15 protein-coding genes are annotated in these 20,623 nt (G+C 58.5%); 3 read left to right on the top strand and 12 right to left on the bottom strand.

All coding sequences use genetic code 11. The annotated features are described in order from the left end of the window. Positions 1-4 precede the first annotated feature (4 nt). The 3 genes from FFS64_RS15005 to FFS64_RS14995 form a co-directional block, all read right to left on the bottom strand. Positions 5-907, bottom strand: coding sequence for a YafY family protein (locus FFS64_RS15005; protein ID WP_137806029.1), 903 nt, complete (start codon positions 905-907; stop codon positions 5-7). A gap of 180 nt (positions 908-1,087) precedes the next feature. After that, positions 1,088-1,756, bottom strand: a complete 669-nt coding sequence (locus FFS64_RS15000) for an inovirus Gp2 family protein (protein WP_137806028.1) — start codon at positions 1,754-1,756, stop codon at positions 1,088-1,090. 505 nt (positions 1,757-2,261) lie between these two features. Continuing rightward, the gene (locus FFS64_RS14995) at positions 2,262-2,489 is read right to left on the bottom strand and encodes an AlpA family transcriptional regulator (RefSeq protein WP_137806027.1); all 228 of its coding nucleotides are present in this window, start codon (positions 2,487-2,489) and stop codon (positions 2,262-2,264) included. A 350-nt stretch (positions 2,490-2,839) separates the two neighbouring features. On the opposite strand from FFS64_RS14995, the gene FFS64_RS14990 reads away from it, so the two are divergent. The 3 genes from FFS64_RS14990 (at position 2,840) to FFS64_RS14975 (ending at position 5,900) form a co-directional block, all read left to right on the top strand. Beyond that, a complete protein-coding gene (locus FFS64_RS14990; RefSeq protein ID WP_137806026.1) occupies positions 2,840-3,694 on the top strand; it encodes a hypothetical protein in 855 nt (284 codons plus the stop codon). A 540-nt stretch (positions 3,695-4,234) separates the two neighbouring features. Next, positions 4,235-5,002 carry an NYN domain-containing protein gene (locus FFS64_RS14985; RefSeq protein ID WP_137806025.1) on the top strand — a complete coding sequence of 256 codons (768 nt, stop codon included), beginning with the start codon at positions 4,235-4,237 and terminating at the stop codon, positions 5,000-5,002. Between the two features lie 343 nt (positions 5,003-5,345). Further along, a complete protein-coding gene (locus tag FFS64_RS14975; RefSeq protein WP_137806024.1) occupies positions 5,346-5,900 on the top strand; it encodes a hypothetical protein in 555 nt (184 codons plus the stop codon). Positions 5,901-6,299: 399 nt separating this feature from the next. Here FFS64_RS14975 and FFS64_RS14970 read toward each other — a convergent pair whose 3' ends face one another. The 9 genes from FFS64_RS14970 to FFS64_RS14930 form a co-directional block, all read right to left on the bottom strand. After that, entirely contained in the window at positions 6,300-7,019 is a 720-nt protein-coding gene (locus FFS64_RS14970) for a hypothetical protein (protein WP_137806023.1), read from the bottom strand. A 68-nt stretch (positions 7,020-7,087) separates the two neighbouring features. Continuing rightward, on the bottom strand, positions 7,088-8,038 hold the full coding sequence (locus FFS64_RS14965) for an enoyl-CoA hydratase/isomerase family protein (protein WP_137806022.1): 951 nt from the start codon (positions 8,036-8,038) through the stop codon (positions 7,088-7,090). 340 nt (positions 8,039-8,378) lie between these two features. Then, positions 8,379-9,749, bottom strand: coding sequence for an exopolysaccharide Pel transporter PelG (gene pelG, locus FFS64_RS14960; protein WP_137806021.1), 1,371 nt, complete (start codon positions 9,747-9,749; stop codon positions 8,379-8,381). Beyond that, a complete protein-coding gene (pelF, locus tag FFS64_RS14955; protein ID WP_137806020.1) occupies positions 9,750-11,264 on the bottom strand; it encodes a GT4 family glycosyltransferase PelF in 1,515 nt (504 codons plus the stop codon). Beyond that, the gene (locus FFS64_RS14950; RefSeq protein WP_137806019.1) at positions 11,261-12,250 is read right to left on the bottom strand and encodes a HEAT repeat domain-containing protein; all 990 of its coding nucleotides are present in this window, start codon (positions 12,248-12,250) and stop codon (positions 11,261-11,263) included. The genes pelF and FFS64_RS14950 overlap by 4 nt, the downstream gene beginning before the upstream one ends. Next, positions 12,228-13,577 (bottom strand): PelD GGDEF domain-containing protein, encoded by a 1,350-nt coding sequence (locus FFS64_RS14945; protein WP_137806018.1) that lies wholly within the window; start codon positions 13,575-13,577, stop codon positions 12,228-12,230. Before FFS64_RS14945 ends, FFS64_RS14950 begins: the two co-directional genes overlap by 23 nt. A gap of 20 nt (positions 13,578-13,597) precedes the next feature. Beyond that, positions 13,598-14,116 carry a penicillin-binding protein activator LpoB gene (locus FFS64_RS14940; RefSeq protein WP_137806017.1) on the bottom strand — a complete coding sequence of 173 codons (519 nt, stop codon included), beginning with the start codon at positions 14,114-14,116 and terminating at the stop codon, positions 13,598-13,600. A gap of 28 nt (positions 14,117-14,144) precedes the next feature. Continuing rightward, entirely contained in the window at positions 14,145-17,804 is a 3,660-nt protein-coding gene (locus tag FFS64_RS14935; protein ID WP_137806016.1) for a tetratricopeptide repeat protein, read from the bottom strand. Then, positions 17,782-20,595, bottom strand: a complete 2,814-nt coding sequence (locus FFS64_RS14930; RefSeq protein ID WP_137806015.1) for a bifunctional glycoside hydrolase 114/ polysaccharide deacetylase family protein — start codon at positions 20,593-20,595, stop codon at positions 17,782-17,784. Before FFS64_RS14930 ends, FFS64_RS14935 begins: the two co-directional genes overlap by 23 nt. Positions 20,596-20,623: the final 28 nt, after the last annotated feature.

Genomic DNA, 20,623 nt, shown 5'->3' with positions numbered 1-20,623 from the left:
TTTATTACACTCCTTTATTCTTATCGGGCAAGCGGTAGCCCGGGGCCAACACCGCGTTCTTGACACCGTAGAGCGCCAGATGGTCTTTCAGCCACAATCTGTATTCGTGACCACGCAAGCTGTGGTCGGACGAACAGTCAACGCTCCACTGCCGTAAGATGTAACCGGCGGTGGCAGCGCGCAGCTTCATTCGCAGTGAGCCGTCAACCATCCCGTAATCCATCTGAGTGATTTCGGGGCGTGGCTGATCAGGGTGCGGTACCATTTCCAGTTCGACGATCCGAGTCCATTGAATATCCTGGTCGCTGCGTTCATGGAACTGAACGCATTCCCCCTTCATCAAGGTCGGCCGTTTGATCCGGGTAATGACGAAGTCCCGGAACTCCTGCGACTTACGGTCGTAGGCGCGGACATGCCAGCGCAGGCCATTGTCGATCAGCGCAAACGGGACGATTTCCCGCTCGGTGCAACCACTGGAGATGGAGTGATACTCGATGCCCAGTGGGCGCTCCTGATGGATTGCCCTAGTCACACTCGCCAGCACATCCAGATCCGGGTGCGTGAGCCGTAACGGGCTCTCACTCGCAACCCACGCTTTGAGCCGCATTGGCTCACCATCGCCAAAGCCCTGGGTTAGCCACGAAAGTACCCGCGCCGGAAGAAAATCGAAGACCGGCTGAAAGTCCGGCCCAAGGACGTAAGACTTGCCCTTGGCGTCGTAGTCGATGTTGCCTGGGGCCAACTCCTTGTACAGCGCCAGATCCCTTGATGCGGCGGCGGATTGGATACCAAACCGCACCACCAGGTCCTGGCGGCGTATCTCGCCAATAAAACGGACGCGCAACTCTACGAACGCGAGACGGTCACGTTGTGGCTGAGTTAGATCTGAAAGCTGCTGGTTCGACATCTGACGGGCTCGTTCGGGTTAGCGTATGCGCTTCCGGGTATTTGTAGATGCATAATACCTACAAAAATACGAAGACAATATCACTGTGATGATCAAATCCTGATCACCGTGATAACCATGTCCCGATGACAGTTCCTGAGAACTCACCACTCGGCGACCACTAACAGACGGCAATACCAGCTAGCCCCTACTGGAATCGAATCCACGCTGACGATCACCGTACGACTTCGTAGCCGCCTTGCAGAGGTAGCTGGCACGATGGAATAGCGCTGGTAACTCGTCAGCATCACCAGGACAGACATTCCGGTCTATTCGGTATTCAGCATTCCCAGGGATATGGACTAACCCTCTCACTTGGTCCACTGACAGCCTCAGAGCACTGGCCCAGGCCTCTTCCAGGCGGCTGATATTATTGGCCCTCTCAGAACGTAGCCGACCCAACGTGTAGAAGGAATCACGGTTAAGCAGGATCAGCAGATGGTAGTGCGGTCGTCGCCCCTCCCCTAACTCCCTAGCCCAGACGTATCGGACCTTGCAGTCATGGGCATACTGGTTCCGATCACGAGCCTTCTCACGGTTGTGCTTAATCTTCGCCTTGAAAGACTCGATGAACCTGCTGATGACCTGATTCGTGTAGGCGCACTCAGACAGATGGATACCCTGTGGTAGCCGAAGATCAGCTCTGAAGGCCAGCACTCTCGGGTACTGAGCCAGTGCCAGGCCTATGGTGCGTTTGAGAGAGGAAATGTACTGGAGGATGAAGGGGCCGGCCTCGATCATCGTTGGCAGGCCTTCGTAGATGGGTTCGTAGTACAGGTGGAGGTTGGAGTTATCGGGATGTCGACGCATGGGTTACTACTCCTCGGGTTGAGTTTCATAAGCTGCGTCTGATGCGTACTTTTTAACCGTTACCTCTCGATGATCTTCCTGTCTGATATCTATTGAGTAGATAGGTCGGTGCTTGGCTGTGTATCAGTTGGCTAGGTGGGAACCGTACAGGTGATAGCCCATCAGGTAATGCATAGCTCCATGTCACATACCTGCTAACCCTACGGGTAGTAAGTACTAGTAAAAGCATAATACCCGCACCGAGAATAGCTCTCTCGACTGGCTCGGGAATCCAATCCCGAATACTCAAGCCACACCGGCATTTTTGGACTTAGCCCCACTCCGGAAACAAATCATCGTTCAGAAGCTCTGCCCCCAAGAAAACTTGCCTCCCGAGAGACCGAGCAATGTGGAACAGCATCGCTCGACCTAGCGGGAGCCCCCTTGTTGGTCCATTGGTGCCCATGGACCACCCGACATAAACGCCATGACCAGCCGCAGCCGGTCATGGCGCCATGATTGGTTTCTAGCTGGCCATACTCAGACGGCCAGATCGGGCTGAAGCACTCTCAGCTAGGTCGCGCTCTTCAATCCTTGCCAGGATCCAGTCGTGCACCTCGCTTTCCACCCATCCAACGCATCGATCTCCCAGAGAGACCGGCTTCGGGAAGGTGTCCAGGGCAATGAATTTGTAGATGGTCGACCGTGCCAGACCGGTCGAGTCGATGACTTCTTTTAGACGAATGATCTTCATGAGCAGGCTCCTCTGTGGCTCAGAGAATCTGCAAGTCCGTTTTTTATTTACGACGCATCGGATTCACCATCGCCCAGCCTCGAAACGAAGCCCTGGGCAAAACGGGGGAAGCCTTGTTAAGGCCGCATCAACCTTTGCTCCAATATTTATTACTCCCCTAACCTTCGATATAAATTACCTTGAGGCCTTACCAGCCGGTGGCTACGCAAATTTTAAGGTACATAACGATGACTAGAATCGGACTATACTCAACATATTTCATGAGTAGATTCGATCTAGATCTATAATAGATTCGTGATAGATTCAGCCTAGAATTTGGTGAACATGAATTATTCACGCCGAGAAAATGAATGTCTAAAGGTGATCAAAACGCACTGCATCTGATGCTAGGGGACGAGACGCAGCATGACCGTTTCAGCATCTGGCTATGGCTTTACCTGCAGTATCACGAGGGAGCTGACTTTGCTCCCGAGGGCTGTAACAGTCCTGAAATGCGAGGAGCGACCAGCGGGTATCTCGAGACAAGATCCGATATCGTTGTCGGTGACATCACCGCCAAGATGGTTCGCCTACTGGTCAAAGATGAGCATTTAGCATGGATCAGCAACGAGGACCGGCAGACTCGGTGGCTTCTACCGAGGCTAGAAAAAATCACCAACCTGCCAGAGCTCGGCGCACTGCCGAATCTGCTCGGTAGAGATCTCCTAGTAGGAATGATTGATCTCTGGGATGAAGACCTCACCAAGAAGATCAGACAGCTTCAGTGGCTACACGATGACTGGCTCCGGCATAAAGCTCTGGATCAACAGTTCAAGTGGTTCCAGGAGAGGAAGGAGGGCACTGACCGCTGCAAATTTGCATGGAATTGGATACAAAAGAATGAAAAGCAGCTGCTTTTCCGCCGACCGCATCAATTTGGAAACCATCAAGAGCTACTGATATTCTTCGACACCACGGATCTGCGGGAGCGTGAGCGGAAGGACATCGTCCAGAGCATCCGCCAAAGCTGGAATCGCCAGAAGTACCTGGAAAGGCTGGAAGGAAAAAAGCAGTACAACTTCATCCTCTCCAACAAAATGATCGATCTGCTTGATGCAATGGCGGAAGCTAACGGCCTGAAACGACCGCAAGTCTTGGAGATGCTAGTCAAGGCGGAAGCGAGGCAAGGAGCCTACCTTCCCGAGAGGCTAAAACTCAGCGATTGAAACGATGCGATTTCGGCGCACTCACAAATCAAGGTATTCCAAAAAGTATTCCACAGAAAAAATTAACCGATATTTTTTGTTTTAAATCAATAACATAGCAAATCAGTTCAGATTACCCCGGCTCCACCAAATTTTGTAGCAAAATCAAGAGGTTACGAATCAAGGTTGTCATTAGCTGCTATTAAATTGACCTGATTCGTAGCCTTTTTGACCTCGTAATAACAACATAATGACAACATTGCTCGACCGAGCAGTCGGGATTTCTTGATCGAATAGTCAGATACCCCCCCGACTCCATCAATCCAAAACGACAAAGCCCGCCTAGTGCGGGTTTTGTTGCATCTGGGATTTGGAATACCATCCCCCCCGTAGGAGCGAGACTATGGATGCGCTGCTTTATGGTGTAGTTGATCGGCAGGGAAGATTCATCGTGGCCTACCCCCAGCTTTTCAAATACTGATTGCCGCACCCGGTTGCCTTGTGGCCCCACGAAATGGCACTGTGCCTCCTCCTGTTCGAAGCTCTAAAGGGAAGTTAGCTATGGAAACCAAACGCATAGCCTTGCTCATCGATTGCGACAACGTGAGCCACACCTCCATCAATGGGGTGCTGGAGGAGCTGGCCAAGTACGGGATGGTGAATATTAGGCACGCTCACGGAAACTGGAGCTCACCGCACCTCGCCGGTTGGGCAGAGAAACTGCACCCTTTCGCCATTCGCCCCATGCAGCAGTTCGCTTTCACCAAAGGCAAGAATGCTACAGACTCTGCAATGATTATTGACTCCATGGACCTGCTCTACAGCAAGAACGTGGATGCCTTTGCGCTGATGACCAGCGATAGCGACTTCACGCCCCTGGTGCTCCGACTTCTTGAAAGCGGCTTTCCTGTCTATGGGTTCGGCGAGAAAAAGACACCAAAGCCCTTTGTGGATGCTTGTTCCCAGTTCATCTACACCGAGAATCTGGTCCGGGATGACGAAGAAAAGACGACGGCAGGTGAATCTTCGAAACCTCCTAAACGCGCCAGAAACGAGCTTCGTAGCGACACATCCCTCGTGCGTCTGCTGAGAACAGCAACGGAACAGACCGCCGATGATGGTGGCTGGTCGCATCTTAGTAAGGTCGGCGAATACATCCGTAACAACAGCTCGTTCTCCGCAGTGAACTACGGGCACAAGACTCTGGGAGATCTGGTCCGGGCCTCTGAACTTTTCGAAATCGAGATGCGTCATAGCGGTACATCGATGTTCATCAAGGACGCGCGTCGGCCGATAGCAGCTCCTGCCCCGGACTTGGAAAACTCCTGACTCGCTATCGCCGGGTGCTTCCAATGCTAACCCAACCCCTTGCGGGAAAAGTGGACAAATTGATTTTCCACATTCCAAACCAAGGTAACAGCTCATCTCACTTCCCTTATTGTGCAACCAATCCGCGGGAAAGATTAAGCGTGGCCTGCCCCCGATTTCCGACACACATTCGCCTCGATTATGCTATCCGCCAGCGAGCATCCGATGTGGGTGGCGACGCAAATGGGCCATGCCAACCAAGCTATAATCTCGCGGATTTACGGAAAATGGATGCCCTCTGCTGATGCTGACGCCGGCAGTAAGGTAAAGAAGTTAATGCTTTGCAGTGAAGGGAAAGAACTCGATGGGTCAGGTGGAGCTTAACAAATTGCTCTGGCAAACAGTTTGCTCAGAGATGAAGGCAATAAAAGTCCTTCAACAGAACAAACTTCACAGCCATGCACTTTCCTCCATGTACTCCGCCATCGACAAAATGGCGTGGCTCTGCACCCATGAAGACAAGAGCGGAGGTAAGGAGTTTAAGAACTGGGTGGACTCTTACTTCATGGCTGGAGAAATTCTGGAGTACACCTCCATAGATTTGTGGGCTGCTCGCTGTGGGCTATTACACACAGGGGCTGCAGAATCTGACTTATACCGAGATGACAAAGCAAACCTTATTTACTACACGACCAAGCCAAATCAGGCCAGGGAGGAAGTCATTGAAATAATCGGCGGCTACTTGAGGGACGAAAAAATCCCGGAGTCAAAAGTGGTCCTAGTAGACTACTTTGCGCTAATTATTCGTTTCTTGGATTCGTTGCAGCGCTTTACTGAGGTTCTAAAGAACGATTCGCAACTGCACTCGCTCGCTGCCGAAAAGGCTGGGAAGCAGCTTGGCTTCACGGTCCGAGAATGACAGCATTATCCCAGCCTCGACCGTAGAGCCCACGAAATCAAAAGCTAGACGGGGAGCAAGCCCCCGGCTTCACCATATACCCGAAAAAAACAACCACTCACGATTCGACGAGGTCAGAAATTGACCTCGACCGGACGGTTGCCGACGTGGGAATGACAACCGAACTCTAACTGGACCAATCGGTTAGATTTTTTATTGATCAAGCAGTCAGCTTTTTAATGACAACATAATGACAACATATACCCGCAAACACGCGAGATAGAGCCATTTGACGGGTATTCACCCCCCCAGGCTCCACCAATTCGTCTTCCCGGGAAGACTCAAAAAAGCCGTAAAGCCAACGCTTTACGGCTTTTTTGTTGCCTGCGTTTTGCTCTGGCTCTCTCCCGCCTACGCGCCTCAACTCAATCGAAAGCCACTCAAGTCAATCGATACCATCAAGCGCTCGCGCAATGGCTGTAAATCCGCGCCTCGCAAGTAGGCTCTACGCCGGGTAGGAAAACGAAAGCCCTGGGCTTCAACGTAATCGCTCACGTATTGGGCAGCAGCAAACCCACCCGCCACGTCGACGTGATAGTCGTGACGGCGCAACAGGAAATCGTCACCGAAGTAAAAATCCTGGAAGCGACTGTGACTGGCAATGTCTTGCGCAAACTCCACTCGCAGTCCACGCCAACGCTCCTGGCCTTCCTGCCAGGGCGTAATTTCACTGACGCTGAAGCCCGGCATCGCCATGAAAAACGGTGTCGTCAGGTACGTCCACATGGCGTATCCGCTGAAGTACGCGCGATGCAACGGGTCCCAGGGGGTGTCCATGACATGCCCGGCGAATGCCTCGCGCGGGTTCGAACGTTCGCGGACGATTTCACCCTGGGTGGTTTCGATGGCGATGTAGTCGGCCCTGAATATCGTGCGCCAGTCGGGTTTGCCGAACGGTGTCACCGAGGCGCGTTGCTGGTGCAGGCTGACGGTCATTTCCCGGGGCACGGTGTCTTGTGACACGCTCTTGATCCCCCACAACTCGCCACCCGTCACGATGGTGGCGTTGAGTGTGGTGAAGCGGTTCCAGCGCTCCAGGCCGCCATGGGCATCGAGTACCTTTTGCAGCAATTCGATCATCGTTCGTACTCCGCAATGCTTTGTGTAGGAGGGAGCTCGCTCTTACAGGCGGCGACGTGAAACCGACCTTACTTCGACGGCTCGCCCAGCATACCGGTGTAGTGGGCCAGACGTTTCTCCACATCCGCTTTCTTCTGCAGGCCAAGCTCCATCAACTGCTTGATCCGCGCCTGCGCCGCCGGCCGTTGCACCGAGCCGATGAAACCTTCCCATTCGCTGGCGATGGCTTCGTTGGGCGGCAGGCTGGCGGCATCGACCAGGCGCTTGATGTCGGCAATCGACTGCTTGTCGAAGCGGGCGATGCGTCGGGCCATGGTGTCGACGAATTTGTCGAGTTCAGCGTCAGGCAGCGCGCGATTGACGTAACCATAACGCTCGGCGAGTTCGCCATTGATGTCGTTGCCGGTCAGCAACACTTCCAGCGCCCGCCCACGCCCCATCAGCCGCGGCAGTCGAGCCATGGGGCCGCCCCCTGGCACCAGCGCGGCGCCGATTTCCCATTGCGACAGGATGGCTTTCTCGCGGCTGGCAAAACGCATGTCGCTGGCCAGGGCCAGTTCGCTGCCGACGCCGGTGGCACGTCCGCGAATCGACACGATCGAGACCACCGGCGCCTTGCTCAGCCGCACCAGCATGTCGGGCAGCGGCGGCAGGCCGGTCGGGCCGTTGGGCAGGCTGGTGGTATCGGTCAGCGGCGGCACGAAGTCATAGTGGGTCAAAAAGAAGTCCGGCACATCGCTGTCGAAAACCACGACCACCAGTTTTGGATCGGACTCAATGGCCGTGACCACTTCGTTCAACTGCGGCATGGTTTCCGGCCCATAGATGTTGTACGGCGGATTGTGGAACGTCACCCGCCAGTATTCGGGCGTGACCCGCGTGAGCTTGATTTCCTGTTTGACCGCGCTGGTGGAGGACGCCTTGTCGGCGGTTGAAGGGGCTGTCTGGCCTGCGAGCGCCGTGTCCGTCATCGCTGTGCTGGCGAAAATCAATGCAGCCGTGAGCAACTGAAATCTCATGGGAACTACTCCAGAGGATTGCCAGGTGGCATGTGGATTCCCGTTGAGCAGTCATTGCTGCCTGCCTGCTGCGCGGAGCGTGAAGATTCACGCGCCGTACTCGGTCCCTTTGCGGGTCAACACATCGTGAGTGTGTGCAGCGCCGCAAAGCGGTCGGGCACGGTCGGAGGCATCGGCTGGGGTCAACATAAGCGGGAAGCCCGGAACACGTCGTCTTCGACGCCAGCTCCGACGGTTCAAGCGTAGCAGCGCAAATTGGGCTGACATGACCTGTCATCGGATGAGATCACACCCGACATGTAAAGGCACCGGCGAGGGTCGCCGACGCCTTGCGGGTATTTCAGCGTGACAACATGAAGGTGTCGTACTCGAGGTCTTCCAGTGCCTTGGACAACCGATGCAGTCCCAGCAGTACGCAAACCAACAGCGAAAGAGTGAAGCCGTAGCCGAAAAAGCTCGGCCCCAGGTGCATGCTGAGCAGCGTCAACCCGGCGTTCAACACCGCGAAAATCACACACAGCTCCAGCACCACGGCACGCTTGTCGAGGTAGAAAAACACGTTAAGCAGTGCCATGAACACCACCTGGATGCTCACACCGATCAGGTCGATGTAAAACAGCGGCAGGTAGTAACTGGAGATCCCCAGCCAGTCCAGCAAGCGCGGGGCGAACAGGAACAGCAGCACCACGGTCAGCCCCTGCACCTTGCAGATTTCCAGCAGGCCCTGACGGATCGACAGAACCATTTCGGCTTTCAGCGAACTGATGTGCTGCAGGGTTTCACCTTCGCGGATGGCCCGGAACAGACGGTCATACCACTCGGCAAAATCGGTTTCGATGCGTACCAGAAATACCGCCATGCCGGGAATGATCGCCAGGTACGCGAGGAAGATCGGCAAGTCATACAGAATCGACGCACGCAGCGGACCGATGACGATGTTCGAGGTACCCGGGTTGAACCAGAACAGGAACTTGTCGATCCAGATACCCAGGTTGTAGAAGAGCCCGGTGGCCAGCAGGCTGAGGAACACCTGGCGGCGCTGGAGGAAGTCGAAGGCGATCAGCTTCTCGGCACGGTATTCGCGCAGGATGTCGTAGAGAAACAGGAACAGCAGCGTGCTGTGCCCGATCAACAACGCCAGCAGCAAGCCCGCAATCCCCAGGAAGGCCAGCAGATAAGCACTGACAACCATCAACGCGTAACCCACAAGCATTACCAGCAGGATACGGTTATAGGCCTTCATCCCCGAGAGGAAGATGATCACCATCCACAGGTTGCACAGCACCACGAAGTTCGACAGCACCAGTAATCGGTAGATCAACGACTGATCGAACAACAGGCTCAACACGACGATTCCCAACACACCGGCACCGATGGTGACCAGCAACAGCACGCCCAGCAGGTTGGGCAAAATCTGTTCGTATTTGTGTTCGAACAAACGGTCGGAAACGAATCGGGTGAAGAACAGCTGCAAGCCGCCTGTGAGGATCAGCGAACTGGCCATCAGGTACGTCACCGTCACCAGAAACTGCCCGACCAGGCTGTTCGGCACCACAAGGCCCAGGCTGATGATCCCCACCAGCATCACGCTGATGATCGACAACACCCAGGGACCGGAGCTGATCAGCCCGGCATACACGTAAGCGTGCAAGGTCGCGGTGTAGGAATCGCGCGACAGGATCTTGCGAAGTTCGAAGCCAATCCCGGCCATTTAACTGTTCTCCATGGCGGCTTGATACAAGTCGCGATAACGCTGCAGCATCAAGGCTTCGGTGTAATAACGGGTGACCCGCAGCAAGCCGCTGGCCTGAGCGTCCTGCCAGCGTTGCGGGCTGCGCAGCAGTTCGAGGATCGCCACGCTGGTGGCTTGTGGATCGGCGATCGCCACGACTTTGCCGGCCAGGCCGAGGTCGCGATCTTCAGCGCTGCCGCCTTCGATCAACTCGCGGCACGATCCCACGTCACTGCTGACCACCGGCGTACCGGCGGCCCAGGCTTCGAGAATCACCAGCGGCTGTGCCTCGCTGATCGAGGTCAGCACCATCAGGCCCAGTTTGGGCAAGATCTCCTGGATACGCTGGAAACCAAGGAAATGCACCTTGCCCTCCAGCCCCAGGCTGGCCATCAGGCTGCGGCATTCGCTGACGTATTCGGGGTCTTCTTCTTCCGGGCCGACGATCCAACCTTCAACCTGAGGCATGGCGCTGATCACGCCGCGCATCGCCCGCAGGAAAGTCTTCACATCCTTGATCGGCACCACACGCCCGATCAACCCCACCACCGGCGCAATGCCGGGCGCGCGGGATTCGAATGCCGCGGTCCATTGCGGCAGGTCGATGCCGTTGGGAATGATCCGGGTGCGAACCGGATCGGCGCCGTCCTTGATTTGCCGCTGACGGTTGCCGTCATACAGCGAGATGATGCTGTCGGCGCTGTTGTAGGTCAGCTGGCCGATGCGTTCGAAGAAGCGCACCCACAAGGTTCGGATGTAACCCGAGCCGGCGTCGAGACTGCGGTTCAGTGCCTGACCGGAACTCTCGGCAATCCAGGTGGCCTGGGCCAGGTCGATCTTGCGTTCCTTGGTGTAGATCCCGTGTTCGCTGAGCAGATAGGTGCAGTTCCAGCGTTGCTTGAGGATGCAGCCCAACAGCCCGGCGTAACCGGTGGAGATCGAATGCAGCACCCGCGCCCGAGGCATGCGGCGCGACGACTCGGCGAGCATCAGCAACGGCGACTGCATCGAGCGCAGGGTCCAAAAATAGTTGATGAACGACGGGTCGGCGCAATGCAGGCGATAACCTTCGCTCAACGCCTCCCAACTGGCGCGGCTGCGCAGCACGTCGTCGAGGGTCAGACGACCCTGGACGATATTGTCGAGCAGGCTTTCGCCCAGTGCAGGTTCCGGTGCGTCCGGGTGGTGCAGGAAGCGATACAAATCCTGCAACTGCTGCAAGTCGGCTTCCCGTGGCGTGCCCCGGGTGTCGGTCGGATGGGTAGCGTCTTCGAGGAAGACCTCTTCGATATGCAGCACATTCGGCGGCACCTGGTAGCGACGCGCCCCATAGGCCGAACGCTGCCCACCGATGAACATCACCGAAAACGTCAGCTCCGGCAGGCCGAGGATCATCTGGTGAATCCAGCTCGACACGCCGCCGCGCACGTAAGGCCAGGTGCCTTCGAGCAGCAGGCAGATGTCGGCCATTGGCGCCTCTTCCTTGCGACTCATGTCCAACTCCTCACCAGATCAGCGAAAGGTGGTCGCTGACGGGTTTTTTCCGGAAGGCTGGCGAGCAATCCGGGAATTTCGTGATAACGACCCGCCTCGAACGCCAGTTCGGCGTGGAACGGCAGAATCTGCGCCGCGCCCATGCCATTTTCCTGGGCCTTGGTCAGCAGTACTTCGGCGCGATTGATATCGCCGCGCTCCAGGGCGATACGCCCAGCCAGCAGAAACAGTTCACCGCCCTCGCCTGCCGCCAAACCCTGCTCGGCATGTTCGCTGGCCTGATTGAGTACGTGTTCGAGTACGCTGCCTTGGGCCAGGCCCAGATACGCCAGCTCCCAATACCAGCGCGCCAGTGTGCCGTGCAGCACACCGGCGGCCGTGGCCGTGGCGCCGTGCAATTGGCCGAGGGCAATCTGGATGCGCAGGTTGATGTCGCTTTCCTGCTTATCGAGCATCGAGTACGCCAACAGCCGCACGTCATCGCTCGGATCGCCCAGCGCCAGCTTGAGGATCGGCACCGCTTCCTTACCGGGCATGCGCTTGGTGGCCAGCAACGCCGCCAGGCGCTGGTCTGGATCAGAGGCATGGCGCAGCACATCCTGCAATCCGCCATCGGCAAAAATCGGCGTGCGCGATTGCACTTGTGCCCGGTACGGCAGGCTCGGAATGCCGACCGCTTGCCAAGCCTGCTTGTCGCGCTTGCGTGGCAGGTACAGGGCCGGGAAGATCGCTGCGACCACACCCACCGCACCGAGTACCGGCACAAAAAACGCCAGGCTGAATATGAACAGCGGGCTCCACGGCAGCGGCGAGCGGTAACGCGCCGGCAACAGCAGCCATACCGCGCCGCACAACATCGCGCAGGCCAGGCCATGACTGAGGGTGAACACCCACAATTGGTGCGCCTCGGGGACGTCGACCCACAGGCTGGTCCAACTGCCCACCTCTAGCAAAAAGGCTCCGCTAAACAGCCACTTGCTGATCATTCAGACCACACTCGTTGAACAGGAAATTACGCAGCCCGTTGTGTTCACCAGGCTCCAGGTTGAAAGGCATGACCCGCACGCCGAGGCTGTCCATATCACTTTCAATGCCAAAGTGTTCGTGCAACAGCAGGTTGATCCGCGCCAGATAGCCTTCAGTGCCTTGCGGGCTGGTCAACGGCAACAGCACCAGCAGCAACTGATGGTCGCGGTTGTTGCGCAGCGGCAAGTGCAAGTCCAGACCGCGCTGACTGCGCTCCAGCAAGCGTGTCAGCTCTTCATTGGCACGGGTCATCTCGAAGGCGAACAGGCCGGCCGACAACTTGTGCTGCTCGACGTCCACCAGCGAACGCTTGAGTTGCAGCGTGAAGTGCTGGGCATCGGCATCAACCAGTTGCAGCACTTGCGTATCGCGCAACAGCAGGTCGGCAATGTGCCCGGCCAGCAACGCGAGCAGGCTCAAGGTACGATCCTGGAAGGCGAAGAACGGCATCTGTCGGACCGCCAGTATCGCCAACAGACGCCCCTCGGCATCGATCAACGGAATGCACGCCTGCAACGACGAGAATTGCGCCGAGGCGCCGGCTTCGAGCAGCTCCTGACGCACGCTCACCAGCTCACCACGCTCCAGACAGAGTTTGACCAGGCCGTCCTCGGTGTCCAGGGAGCCCATGACACCGACGGTGGCCAGCGGCGTGGGCAACACCCGCTCACCGCGATCGTCGACCCGGTAAAGGCCGGCCACCCGCAGCGCGCCATACTGCCCCAGCACTGCCACGATCGGGTCGGCCAATGCGCCCAGCGCATCGCCTTCGTCCGGCATCACCCGCAGTTTTTCACGCAGGCCCAGCAACGAGCTGCGCAAGCTTTGATCGCTGCCCGCCACCCGTTGCTCCAGCAGGTCGTGGGAGACCCGCAGAATCTGATGAGCGCGGGTGAATTCATCGAGACGATACTGGCGATAATCGTTGGCCATCTGCAAACGCTCCAGGCGTCGTTCCCACAGATCGCGAACCTCGCCCACCAACATCCCGCACACCAGCACGCCGACAATCCACGACGGTTCAAGCTGGGCGTACCCGGCATGGCCGCTGTAGCGCAGGGCGAACACCGCCATCACCAACAACGCAGCGCTGAGCAGCCCGCGGACAAATCCGTAACGCACACCCAACAGCAGCGGCGCCAGAATCGGCCAGGGGAAACCGCCGTGCATCTGCATCGGGTCTTCCGGGGTCAGCCACAGGCCCAGGCCAATGGCCAGGCCGGTCACCAGGAACGTTTCCAGCCAAGACACCGGGCCGCTGGCCCGAGGCGCCAGACTGTAATCCATGTGTGGAGAATTCATTGCGATCACTCGAACCGAAGGGCGCCAACAAGTGTGTCGAGCACTTTTTGCGCAGTGCCCGCCAGGCTTTCACGGGACCAGCCGGCACGTGCACCGCTTTTGCTCCACAGCACACGACCGCTGTCGGCATCGAGTACGCGCAGGCTGATGCCCACCGCCGGCTCGCCGTCCAGACCGTTCTTGTACTGCCATTCTTCGACGCTGCCGGCGACCACGTAATCGAGCTTCTGCTCACGGGCCCAATCAAGGGCACCGGCCAGACGCTCGTTGTCGTCCATCAACGCTTGTTCACCCCGGGTGCTGCTCGGGTAAACCCGTGGCTGCAGACCGTGGCTGCTGAGTACGCTGAGCAGGATTTGCTCGCTGCGCTCACCGGCCTGCGGCGTTTGCGAATAGTTGACCATCGGCACGATGCCCCACTGCGCATTGCGCGGCAGGGTCGGGCTGGCATCGTCGGTGAAGCTGGCGCAACCGGCGACGAACAGGACCGCCAGCGCCAGGCTCAGATTACGAATTGCTTGCATACGTTTTTCTCCCTTGGAAATTCCATGATCAGCGTCCGAAACGCACGCCGTAGCTCACACCCAGTGTTCCGCCGGCCTTGCCGTCCCCGCCTTGTGGCGCGGATTGGTAGCCGAAGGTGAAGGCCAGTTCGTCATCGCCCAGCACTTCAACACCGATCCCGGTATTGATGCCGTAGTTAAAGGTTGAATCCGTCCATTGCCACCCCGCCGTCAGGTCCACCAGCCAGGTGTATTGCGGTTTGGTACGCACCAGCGCGCCGGGCAGACCTCGACGCCAGGAACTGCCGAAATACAGTTGGCCGTAGCGGCTTTGCAGTAGGTCGCTGGCAGAGACGGTCGGGGTGTCTCGCGGATCGTTAGGGATGACCGGCTCGGCCAGGCCCGTCTCTGGATCGATCTCCGGGATTGGGTCCGGTGGCGGGGGTGCATTAATGACCGGACCGTCAAAATTGCTGGATAAATAATTCAACGTCCGATCCTTGACCCGGTTCTTCTGGTAATCCACACCGCTACGCACGGTCCAGTTGGGACCGGCGAATTCCAGCGTGTGGTTGTACTCCATTTTCAGCGCATGGCCATCGCCCAGGTCGTCACCGGCACGGGTGGAAAACGACCGCTGAGCCACTTCCCAACTGAGCTGGTCACGGGCGGTCAGGCTATGGCGCCCCCCCAGATACACACGATCCTGCTGACCGAAAGCGCGCATCAAGCCACTGTCTTCGTTCTTGCGATGCCAGTCGACGCCGGTTTCAAGTTCATCGCTCACGCCCAACTGCCAGGTCCGGGACAGGCCCAGGCCATTGCGGTCATCGTCCTTGCGCTGACTGGTGTCGGCGAACAGTTTGTAGCTGCCGTTTTCCACCGCACGTTGCAAGGTCAGGGCCGCGTTACGCTCTTCGCCGATTTTCGAGGAATTGATGTCATCGCCGTTGTAGTCGCCCTGCTCCAGTTGGAGGTCGGTGTACCACTGATCGCCCAGGTTGTGTGCAATCTCCAGGCGAGGCGCGTTGAACTCAAGGCCGCCGAAGTCCTGCTCATGCCACGACAACTGCGCCCCTTGCGGCGTGCGCTCGTGGATCTCCACCGCCTGACGGCGCAATTGCTCGCGCACCGCTTCCGGCTGATCGTCGCCGAGCGCGGTCAGGCTGGTATCCAGGGCTTCGTTCAGGCGCCCCAAACGACTGAGGGCTTGTGCGCGCTGGGCCGGGTTCAGATCGCTACTGGCCAGCAGCGTTTCGACCTGAGCCTTATTACGGCTGCGCAGGGCCTGCTGAATCTGCTCATAACGCTCGACCTTCAAGCCCTGACCGCGAGCCCACTCCAGCCACTGGTCTTTCTGCGATTCCTGGTTGGTCGCGTCCAGACGCACCAGCAAACGTTCGAACCACAGTTGCAGCATCGCTGGCGAGCCGTCCTTCCACTTCAACACTTCCTGCTGCGCTTTCTTCGGCGAGTAACTGCTGGCCATCAGACGCAACCAGATACCATAGCGCTGGGACGACGGTTGCAGGTTTTCGCCTTCAGGGCTGCGCAACAACTTCAGGCGCAGGCGCTGGGCCGCATCCTGATAACCGGCGCTGTCCAGGGCATCGGCGTAGGCCGCTTGCACCAGCCAGTCATTCGGACTGGTCTTGAGGTACATGCGATACCAGGCCAGCGCTTCACTATCGCGCCCGAGCATCTGGCTTGCACTGGCGAACGGCAGCCACAGGATCCGGTCTTCACGCGCCCGTGCCTTCCATTTCGTCAGCAGCGGCTTGAGCTCGGCGGTGTTGCCCTGATCGACGTAGAGCCACATCAGGCGCTCGCGGAACAGGTTGTCATCGGGAAAGCGCGTCAGACCTTCCTGGTACAGGCGCTGCGCTTCGTCGACCTGGCCGTTCTGCACCGCCAGGGCACCGCGTACCGCCAGCACCTGTGCTTGCCCGTAGGCGTCCGGGTACTGTTCGGCGTCCTTGAGCAACGCCTGCACCTGCGACCAGTCCTGCAATTCCTGGGCTTGCTGCAAGGCTTCGACCAGACGCTGCCGGTCATGACTGCGTTGCCAGCTGCCGATCATCAACTGCAGAGCGCGCTGCGGGTTATTGGTGCGATAAAGCGTGATCAACTGACTCTCGTCACCGCTGTTGAGCGAACCCTTGAGCGCCAGCATTTTCTCCAACGACACCTGCAGCTCATCATCCAGCTCCATGTCCCAGGCCAGTGCAGCCCGGGAGCGCCAGTAGTTCGGATCGACGATCTTGCGGTTATCGACCTGCAACACCTGCCATGCCGACGGGTTATCGAACAGTTTGAGGTAAGTGTCGACCCAATCGACCCGCTCGGTGGTGGTCAAGGCAAAACGTTTCGAATAGTCCTTGTAGACCTCGGCCTTCGCCGCGTAATGCCCGGTGTTTTCCAGGTTTTGCAACAAGCGCGTCCAGGCCAGGCGATGCTGAGGGTACTTGCGCAAATACGTGTGCAGCCAGGCTTCGGCCTGTTCCGGCGTGCCTCGGGATTCGTGGCCGTAGATCAATGCATCAAGCTCGACGTCCGTCAGTGCGCGCTGCTCCATGATCTCGGCGAGCAATGGAATCGAGCGATCGAAATCGAACTGCTGACTGGCCAGGCGCCAGGCGTGCTCACGAGTCTCCGCCGTTTCACGCAACTTCAACAAACGAATCCAGTAACCTAGCGCCGCTTCGGTTTCACCGCGCCATTCACCCAGCTGCGCCATCTGTTCCAGCAAGGGCAGATCTTCGGGATATTCAGCCAGCAATTGCTGACCGCTTTCCCAGGCACCCGGCAAGTCGCCCAGGGCCAGGCGCATGCTGAAATTCTTCTGCAGGATTCGCGGGTCGTCCGGCTGCAAGACGCGCCACTGTTGCAGGAAGCGCTGCGCCAGATCGAAGCGCTTGCTCGCGATCGCCACATCGACGCCCTGCTGCACCCAGGCCGTGTCGGTTTGCGGATTGATCAATTGATCGATTTCATCGGCGAGCACTTGCGCAGCCTGGTCACCCTGCCCGGAGGCCAACAGGCTGTTATAGGCCAGCTGTGCGTATTCACGGCGCTCGGCGGCCTGCTCGGTGTCCTTTTTCAATTCCAGATAGATCTGCGCGGCGCGCGCCGGCTGCTCGCCCGCCAGGTACCACTTGGCGGCGGACTCGAGCGCGTCGCTGCGCTGCTGCGGATCGCGGGCGGCGATTTCTTCATAGACGTTGGCGGCAAAGGCCGGCGCCTGCAAGGTCAGCGCGAGCCTGGCCAGGTTCTGCAGTTGCGGCAGCGGCAACATACGATGATCGAAGCTTTTCAGACGCTCGACCAAGGCCTGCTGCGCAATCAGATCGTTGCCCTTGGCCGCTTCCAGCGCATCCAGTTCCAGCCGGTAATACGCCCGCAATTGCAGGTTCGGTTCGGGCCAGTTTTCCAGGTGCTGGCGCGCCTTGGTGTACTCACCCAGGCGGATCAACAGATCGATGAGTTGCAGGCGCAGATGATCGTCTTCCGGGTGGGCGCTCAGCAGCAATTCGGCGTAGTTGACGGAGACCGCATCCGGCTCGCGGCCATTGGGCAGGAACACTTCTTCACGCTGGAAGGTTGCCCACAGCAAACCTCCCACGGCAACCGCGACCACCGCCAACGCCCATGGATTGAGTAGGCGAGTGTTTTTTATGACTGAAGAGTTAGTTGCAGAGGAGCTGACCATGACTCACCTGCTTGATGGGTAATTGAAAAGTCCACAGACCGCCGGACGCCTTGCCGGCAAAACGCTGCCCATCCACTTCGACCCGGCAAGCGCTCGCCGAGCGCACCGAGAAGCTCAGGTCGATCTGACCGGCAAAGGAAAAGCTCACGCGTTTGTCATCCAGATAGCGCCACTCCAGCAACGGCAAATTGGCTTCTTCCAGGGCCGGGCGCGGGTCACGATCGGCGCGCAACACCAGCAACGCCTGGTCGCTGCTCAAGTGCACGTAGCGCCCCTGGGGCAAATCACGCACGCCGGCAATCCCTTGGGAACGCAGCAGATCCGGCCAGCCCATTTGCGGGTCCAGGCGCACAGTGCGCAACGCATCCATGCCGCGAATCTGCCAGTTGCCATCGGCTGTCTTCGCCAGGCTGGCCTGATACAGACCGTGCAAGCGATCGAGGTAGTCGCTCATCCACAACGACATCGGCTGCTGCTCACGCATGTAGGCGTAGATCTCGTTCATCGCCTTGATCGAGGCCTGCTTGGTACTCGAATAGAAGTGGTAATAGAGGTGCAGGCCACGCAAGCGGCGCGGGCTGTCGGTCAGTTCGAAGGTGTCGATCACATCGCGAAAACCGTAGTACGGACCTTTCCACAGGTTGGTGTAGAGGTTCTCGTTGATGATCGGTGCGTAGTACTGCAAGCCGCCAGCGGTAGGCCGCAGCAACGGGCTCAGGCCGGTCAGCGACGGGTTGGCCTTGGTCAGCATGGTTTCGGCGCCGTTGACGTTTTTCAGGCCCGCGTCATAGGCCAGCTTGATTGTGGCCGCCGACGGCAAGGCATCGCCCGGCCAGAAGATCAGCTTCACCGGCTTTTCCGGGGTGGTCAGCTGCTGGTTGATGTAGTCGCGCGAGCCAAACACCTCGCGACGGAAATCCAGTTTGTCATAATTCGCAATGGCCATTTTCAGGCCATATTCCGGGTTAAAACCTTCACGCTTTTGCGCCACTTCCGGCTGCATGAAGAACGGATGGCTGAAGGTGTGCGTGGCGACTTCGACTTTCGGGTTGGCGAACAATTCGCGGGCAATGGGTTCCAGTTCGCGGGCCAGAAACGGAAACATCCCGCGCGGGGAAATCTCACCCTCGACGATCGACACCGAGGTCAGGAACGGGTTGGGCCGAATGAAATCGTCGAGTACCTGTTTGCCCGCGTAGGGTGTGCCGCGCACTTCGGCGCGGGACGGGAAACCATCGCCATCGATGTGCACCGTGGCAATGCGCCGACCATTTTCCGTGGTGGTGTCCGGACGCGGTTGCACCGGCAGGCGCAGGCTGGCCTGGAGGAACGCGAACGGATCGAGAATCCAGCGGCTGCGTTCATTGTTGGTTTCGAGGATATAAGGCGCCAGGGCCAGGCCGCCCCAACTGGCGACAGCCACCGGGGCAAACGTTTGGCCGCCTTCGCCAGTCAACAGCAGCGCAGGTTTAGGGCCGTCGGGTAAAACGGAAACCGCGGTCAGGTCACGGGATCGGGGTTGCACCGGTGCTTCGAACGCCCCCAGCAGCGCCTTGTCCTGATAGGTAATGGTCAACGCTTGAGTGGCCGGAGGCGCACCGCGATTGAGGCCCAGGCGTTTGAGCAGCACCTTGTCTTCAACCGGCAGACCGGCGAAGAACACCAGCGGCACCTGCTCATCCAGGTGCTTGCCCAGCCAGCGGTTGAACGCCGGCGCGTCCTGCGGCGGGCCGCTGGTCATCCAGGTGACGATGCCGGCGTACAAACCGCTGAAGCGTTGCTCCGGCAAGGTATCGTCAGCGGCCAGGTAATCGACCCGGTAGCCCAGATATTCGAGTAGACCGCCGAGCATCGTGTGCCCGGCGTTGCGGATCAGGTCGCCTTCACGCGGGTCATAGACCAGGGCGATTCGACGCGGCTGGACTTCGATGCTGCTGATGCCCATCGAATCCAGATCGGGCGTGCCGATGTACGGAATGAATCCTTCTTCGCGCAGACGCTTGGCCAGCTTGCGCGCTTCATCGCGACGCTCGGGCGGCAAGTAGTCAATTGCCACCAGCGGGATGCCTTTGGCGCGCAAGGGTTGCAGCTGGGTTTCCAGCCACTGGCGATCCGCTTCCGGCACCGGACGATAACGCTTGGCGGACGCGTCCCAACCGGCGTGGATGGACTCCACGGCGACCGCAGCGGCCACGCCATCGAGTTCCGGCAGCACCTCGAAACCACGGTTGAAAAACAGCTTCAGGTTCGGCTGGCTCTTGTGCAATTCGCGCAGGAAGCCGGCGAGGGCCAGGCGCTGCTTTTCCCGCTCGCCTTCCGGCATCAGCTGGAAGCTGTCGAGGGTGTCGAGGAACAACCCGGCGTAACCTTCAGCTTCGAACGCCTTGGCGCGGCCGAGCAAATGCTCACGCCAGGCTGGCGAGGCGAGGTCCATGACCTGGCTGTCCCAGGCACTGTTGCGCACCGGGCTGACCGCTTTACCCAATCCCGCCTTATCGATGGCCGCCTTGTTGCCGCTGAACTCGCCAACCGACAGATAAGCGAACGGCAGACTGCCCAACTTACGCAGGGTTTTGACATCGCCCGCCGTCAAATGCCCCGGCTCGACCACTGACCAGTCGAACTGGGCCAGCTCGGAAATGGGCGGTTCGTCGGCATACCAGAAGGTCACGCTGGAGGGTGGCGTCAAAGCGGCGGCCTGCACGGCGGGCCCGCTCACGCACAATGCCAGAGCGGCTAACAGTCGCTTGGCGACCGAGCGGACACGCGTCCTGCGAAAAACGATTTCCATAACTCACTCTTGAATTGACTGAACCAGT

It is taken from the genome of Pseudomonas sp. G(2018) (genome assembly GCF_005502415.1).
Classification (GTDB): domain Bacteria; phylum Pseudomonadota; class Gammaproteobacteria; order Pseudomonadales; family Pseudomonadaceae; genus Aquipseudomonas.
This window is presented reverse-complemented; position numbering and strand designations above follow the sequence as displayed.

Coding starts and splice junctions, on each gene's coding strand:
- FFS64_RS14945 (WP_137806018.1), bottom strand. CDS start 13,577: ATGGATTACAGTCTGGCGCCTCGGGCCAGCGGCCCGGTGTCTTGGCTG.
- FFS64_RS14985 (WP_137806025.1), top strand. CDS start 4,235: ATGGAAACCAAACGCATAGCCTTGCTCATCGATTGCGACAACGTGAGC.
- FFS64_RS14970 (WP_137806023.1), bottom strand. CDS start 7,019: ATGATCGAATTGCTGCAAAAGGTACTCGATGCCCATGGCGGCCTGGAG.
- FFS64_RS14930 (WP_137806015.1), bottom strand. CDS start 20,595: ATGGAAATCGTTTTTCGCAGGACGCGTGTCCGCTCGGTCGCCAAGCGA.
- FFS64_RS14965 (WP_137806022.1), bottom strand. CDS start 8,038: ATGAGATTTCAGTTGCTCACGGCTGCATTGATTTTCGCCAGCACAGCG.
- FFS64_RS15000 (WP_137806028.1), bottom strand. CDS start 1,756: ATGCGTCGACATCCCGATAACTCCAACCTCCACCTGTACTACGAACCC.
- pelG (WP_137806021.1), bottom strand. CDS start 9,749: ATGGCCGGGATTGGCTTCGAACTTCGCAAGATCCTGTCGCGCGATTCC.
- FFS64_RS14940 (WP_137806017.1), bottom strand. CDS start 14,116: ATGCAAGCAATTCGTAATCTGAGCCTGGCGCTGGCGGTCCTGTTCGTC.
- FFS64_RS15005 (WP_137806029.1), bottom strand. CDS start 907: ATGTCGAACCAGCAGCTTTCAGATCTAACTCAGCCACAACGTGACCGT.
- FFS64_RS14990 (WP_137806026.1), top strand. CDS start 2,840: ATGTCTAAAGGTGATCAAAACGCACTGCATCTGATGCTAGGGGACGAG.
- FFS64_RS14950 (WP_137806019.1), bottom strand. CDS start 12,250: ATGATCAGCAAGTGGCTGTTTAGCGGAGCCTTTTTGCTAGAGGTGGGC.
- pelF (WP_137806020.1), bottom strand. CDS start 11,264: ATGAGTCGCAAGGAAGAGGCGCCAATGGCCGACATCTGCCTGCTGCTC.
- FFS64_RS14995 (WP_137806027.1), bottom strand. CDS start 2,489: ATGAAGATCATTCGTCTAAAAGAAGTCATCGACTCGACCGGTCTGGCA.
- FFS64_RS14935 (WP_137806016.1), bottom strand. CDS start 17,804: ATGGTCAGCTCCTCTGCAACTAACTCTTCAGTCATAAAAAACACTCGC.
- FFS64_RS14975 (WP_137806024.1), top strand. CDS start 5,346: ATGGGTCAGGTGGAGCTTAACAAATTGCTCTGGCAAACAGTTTGCTCA.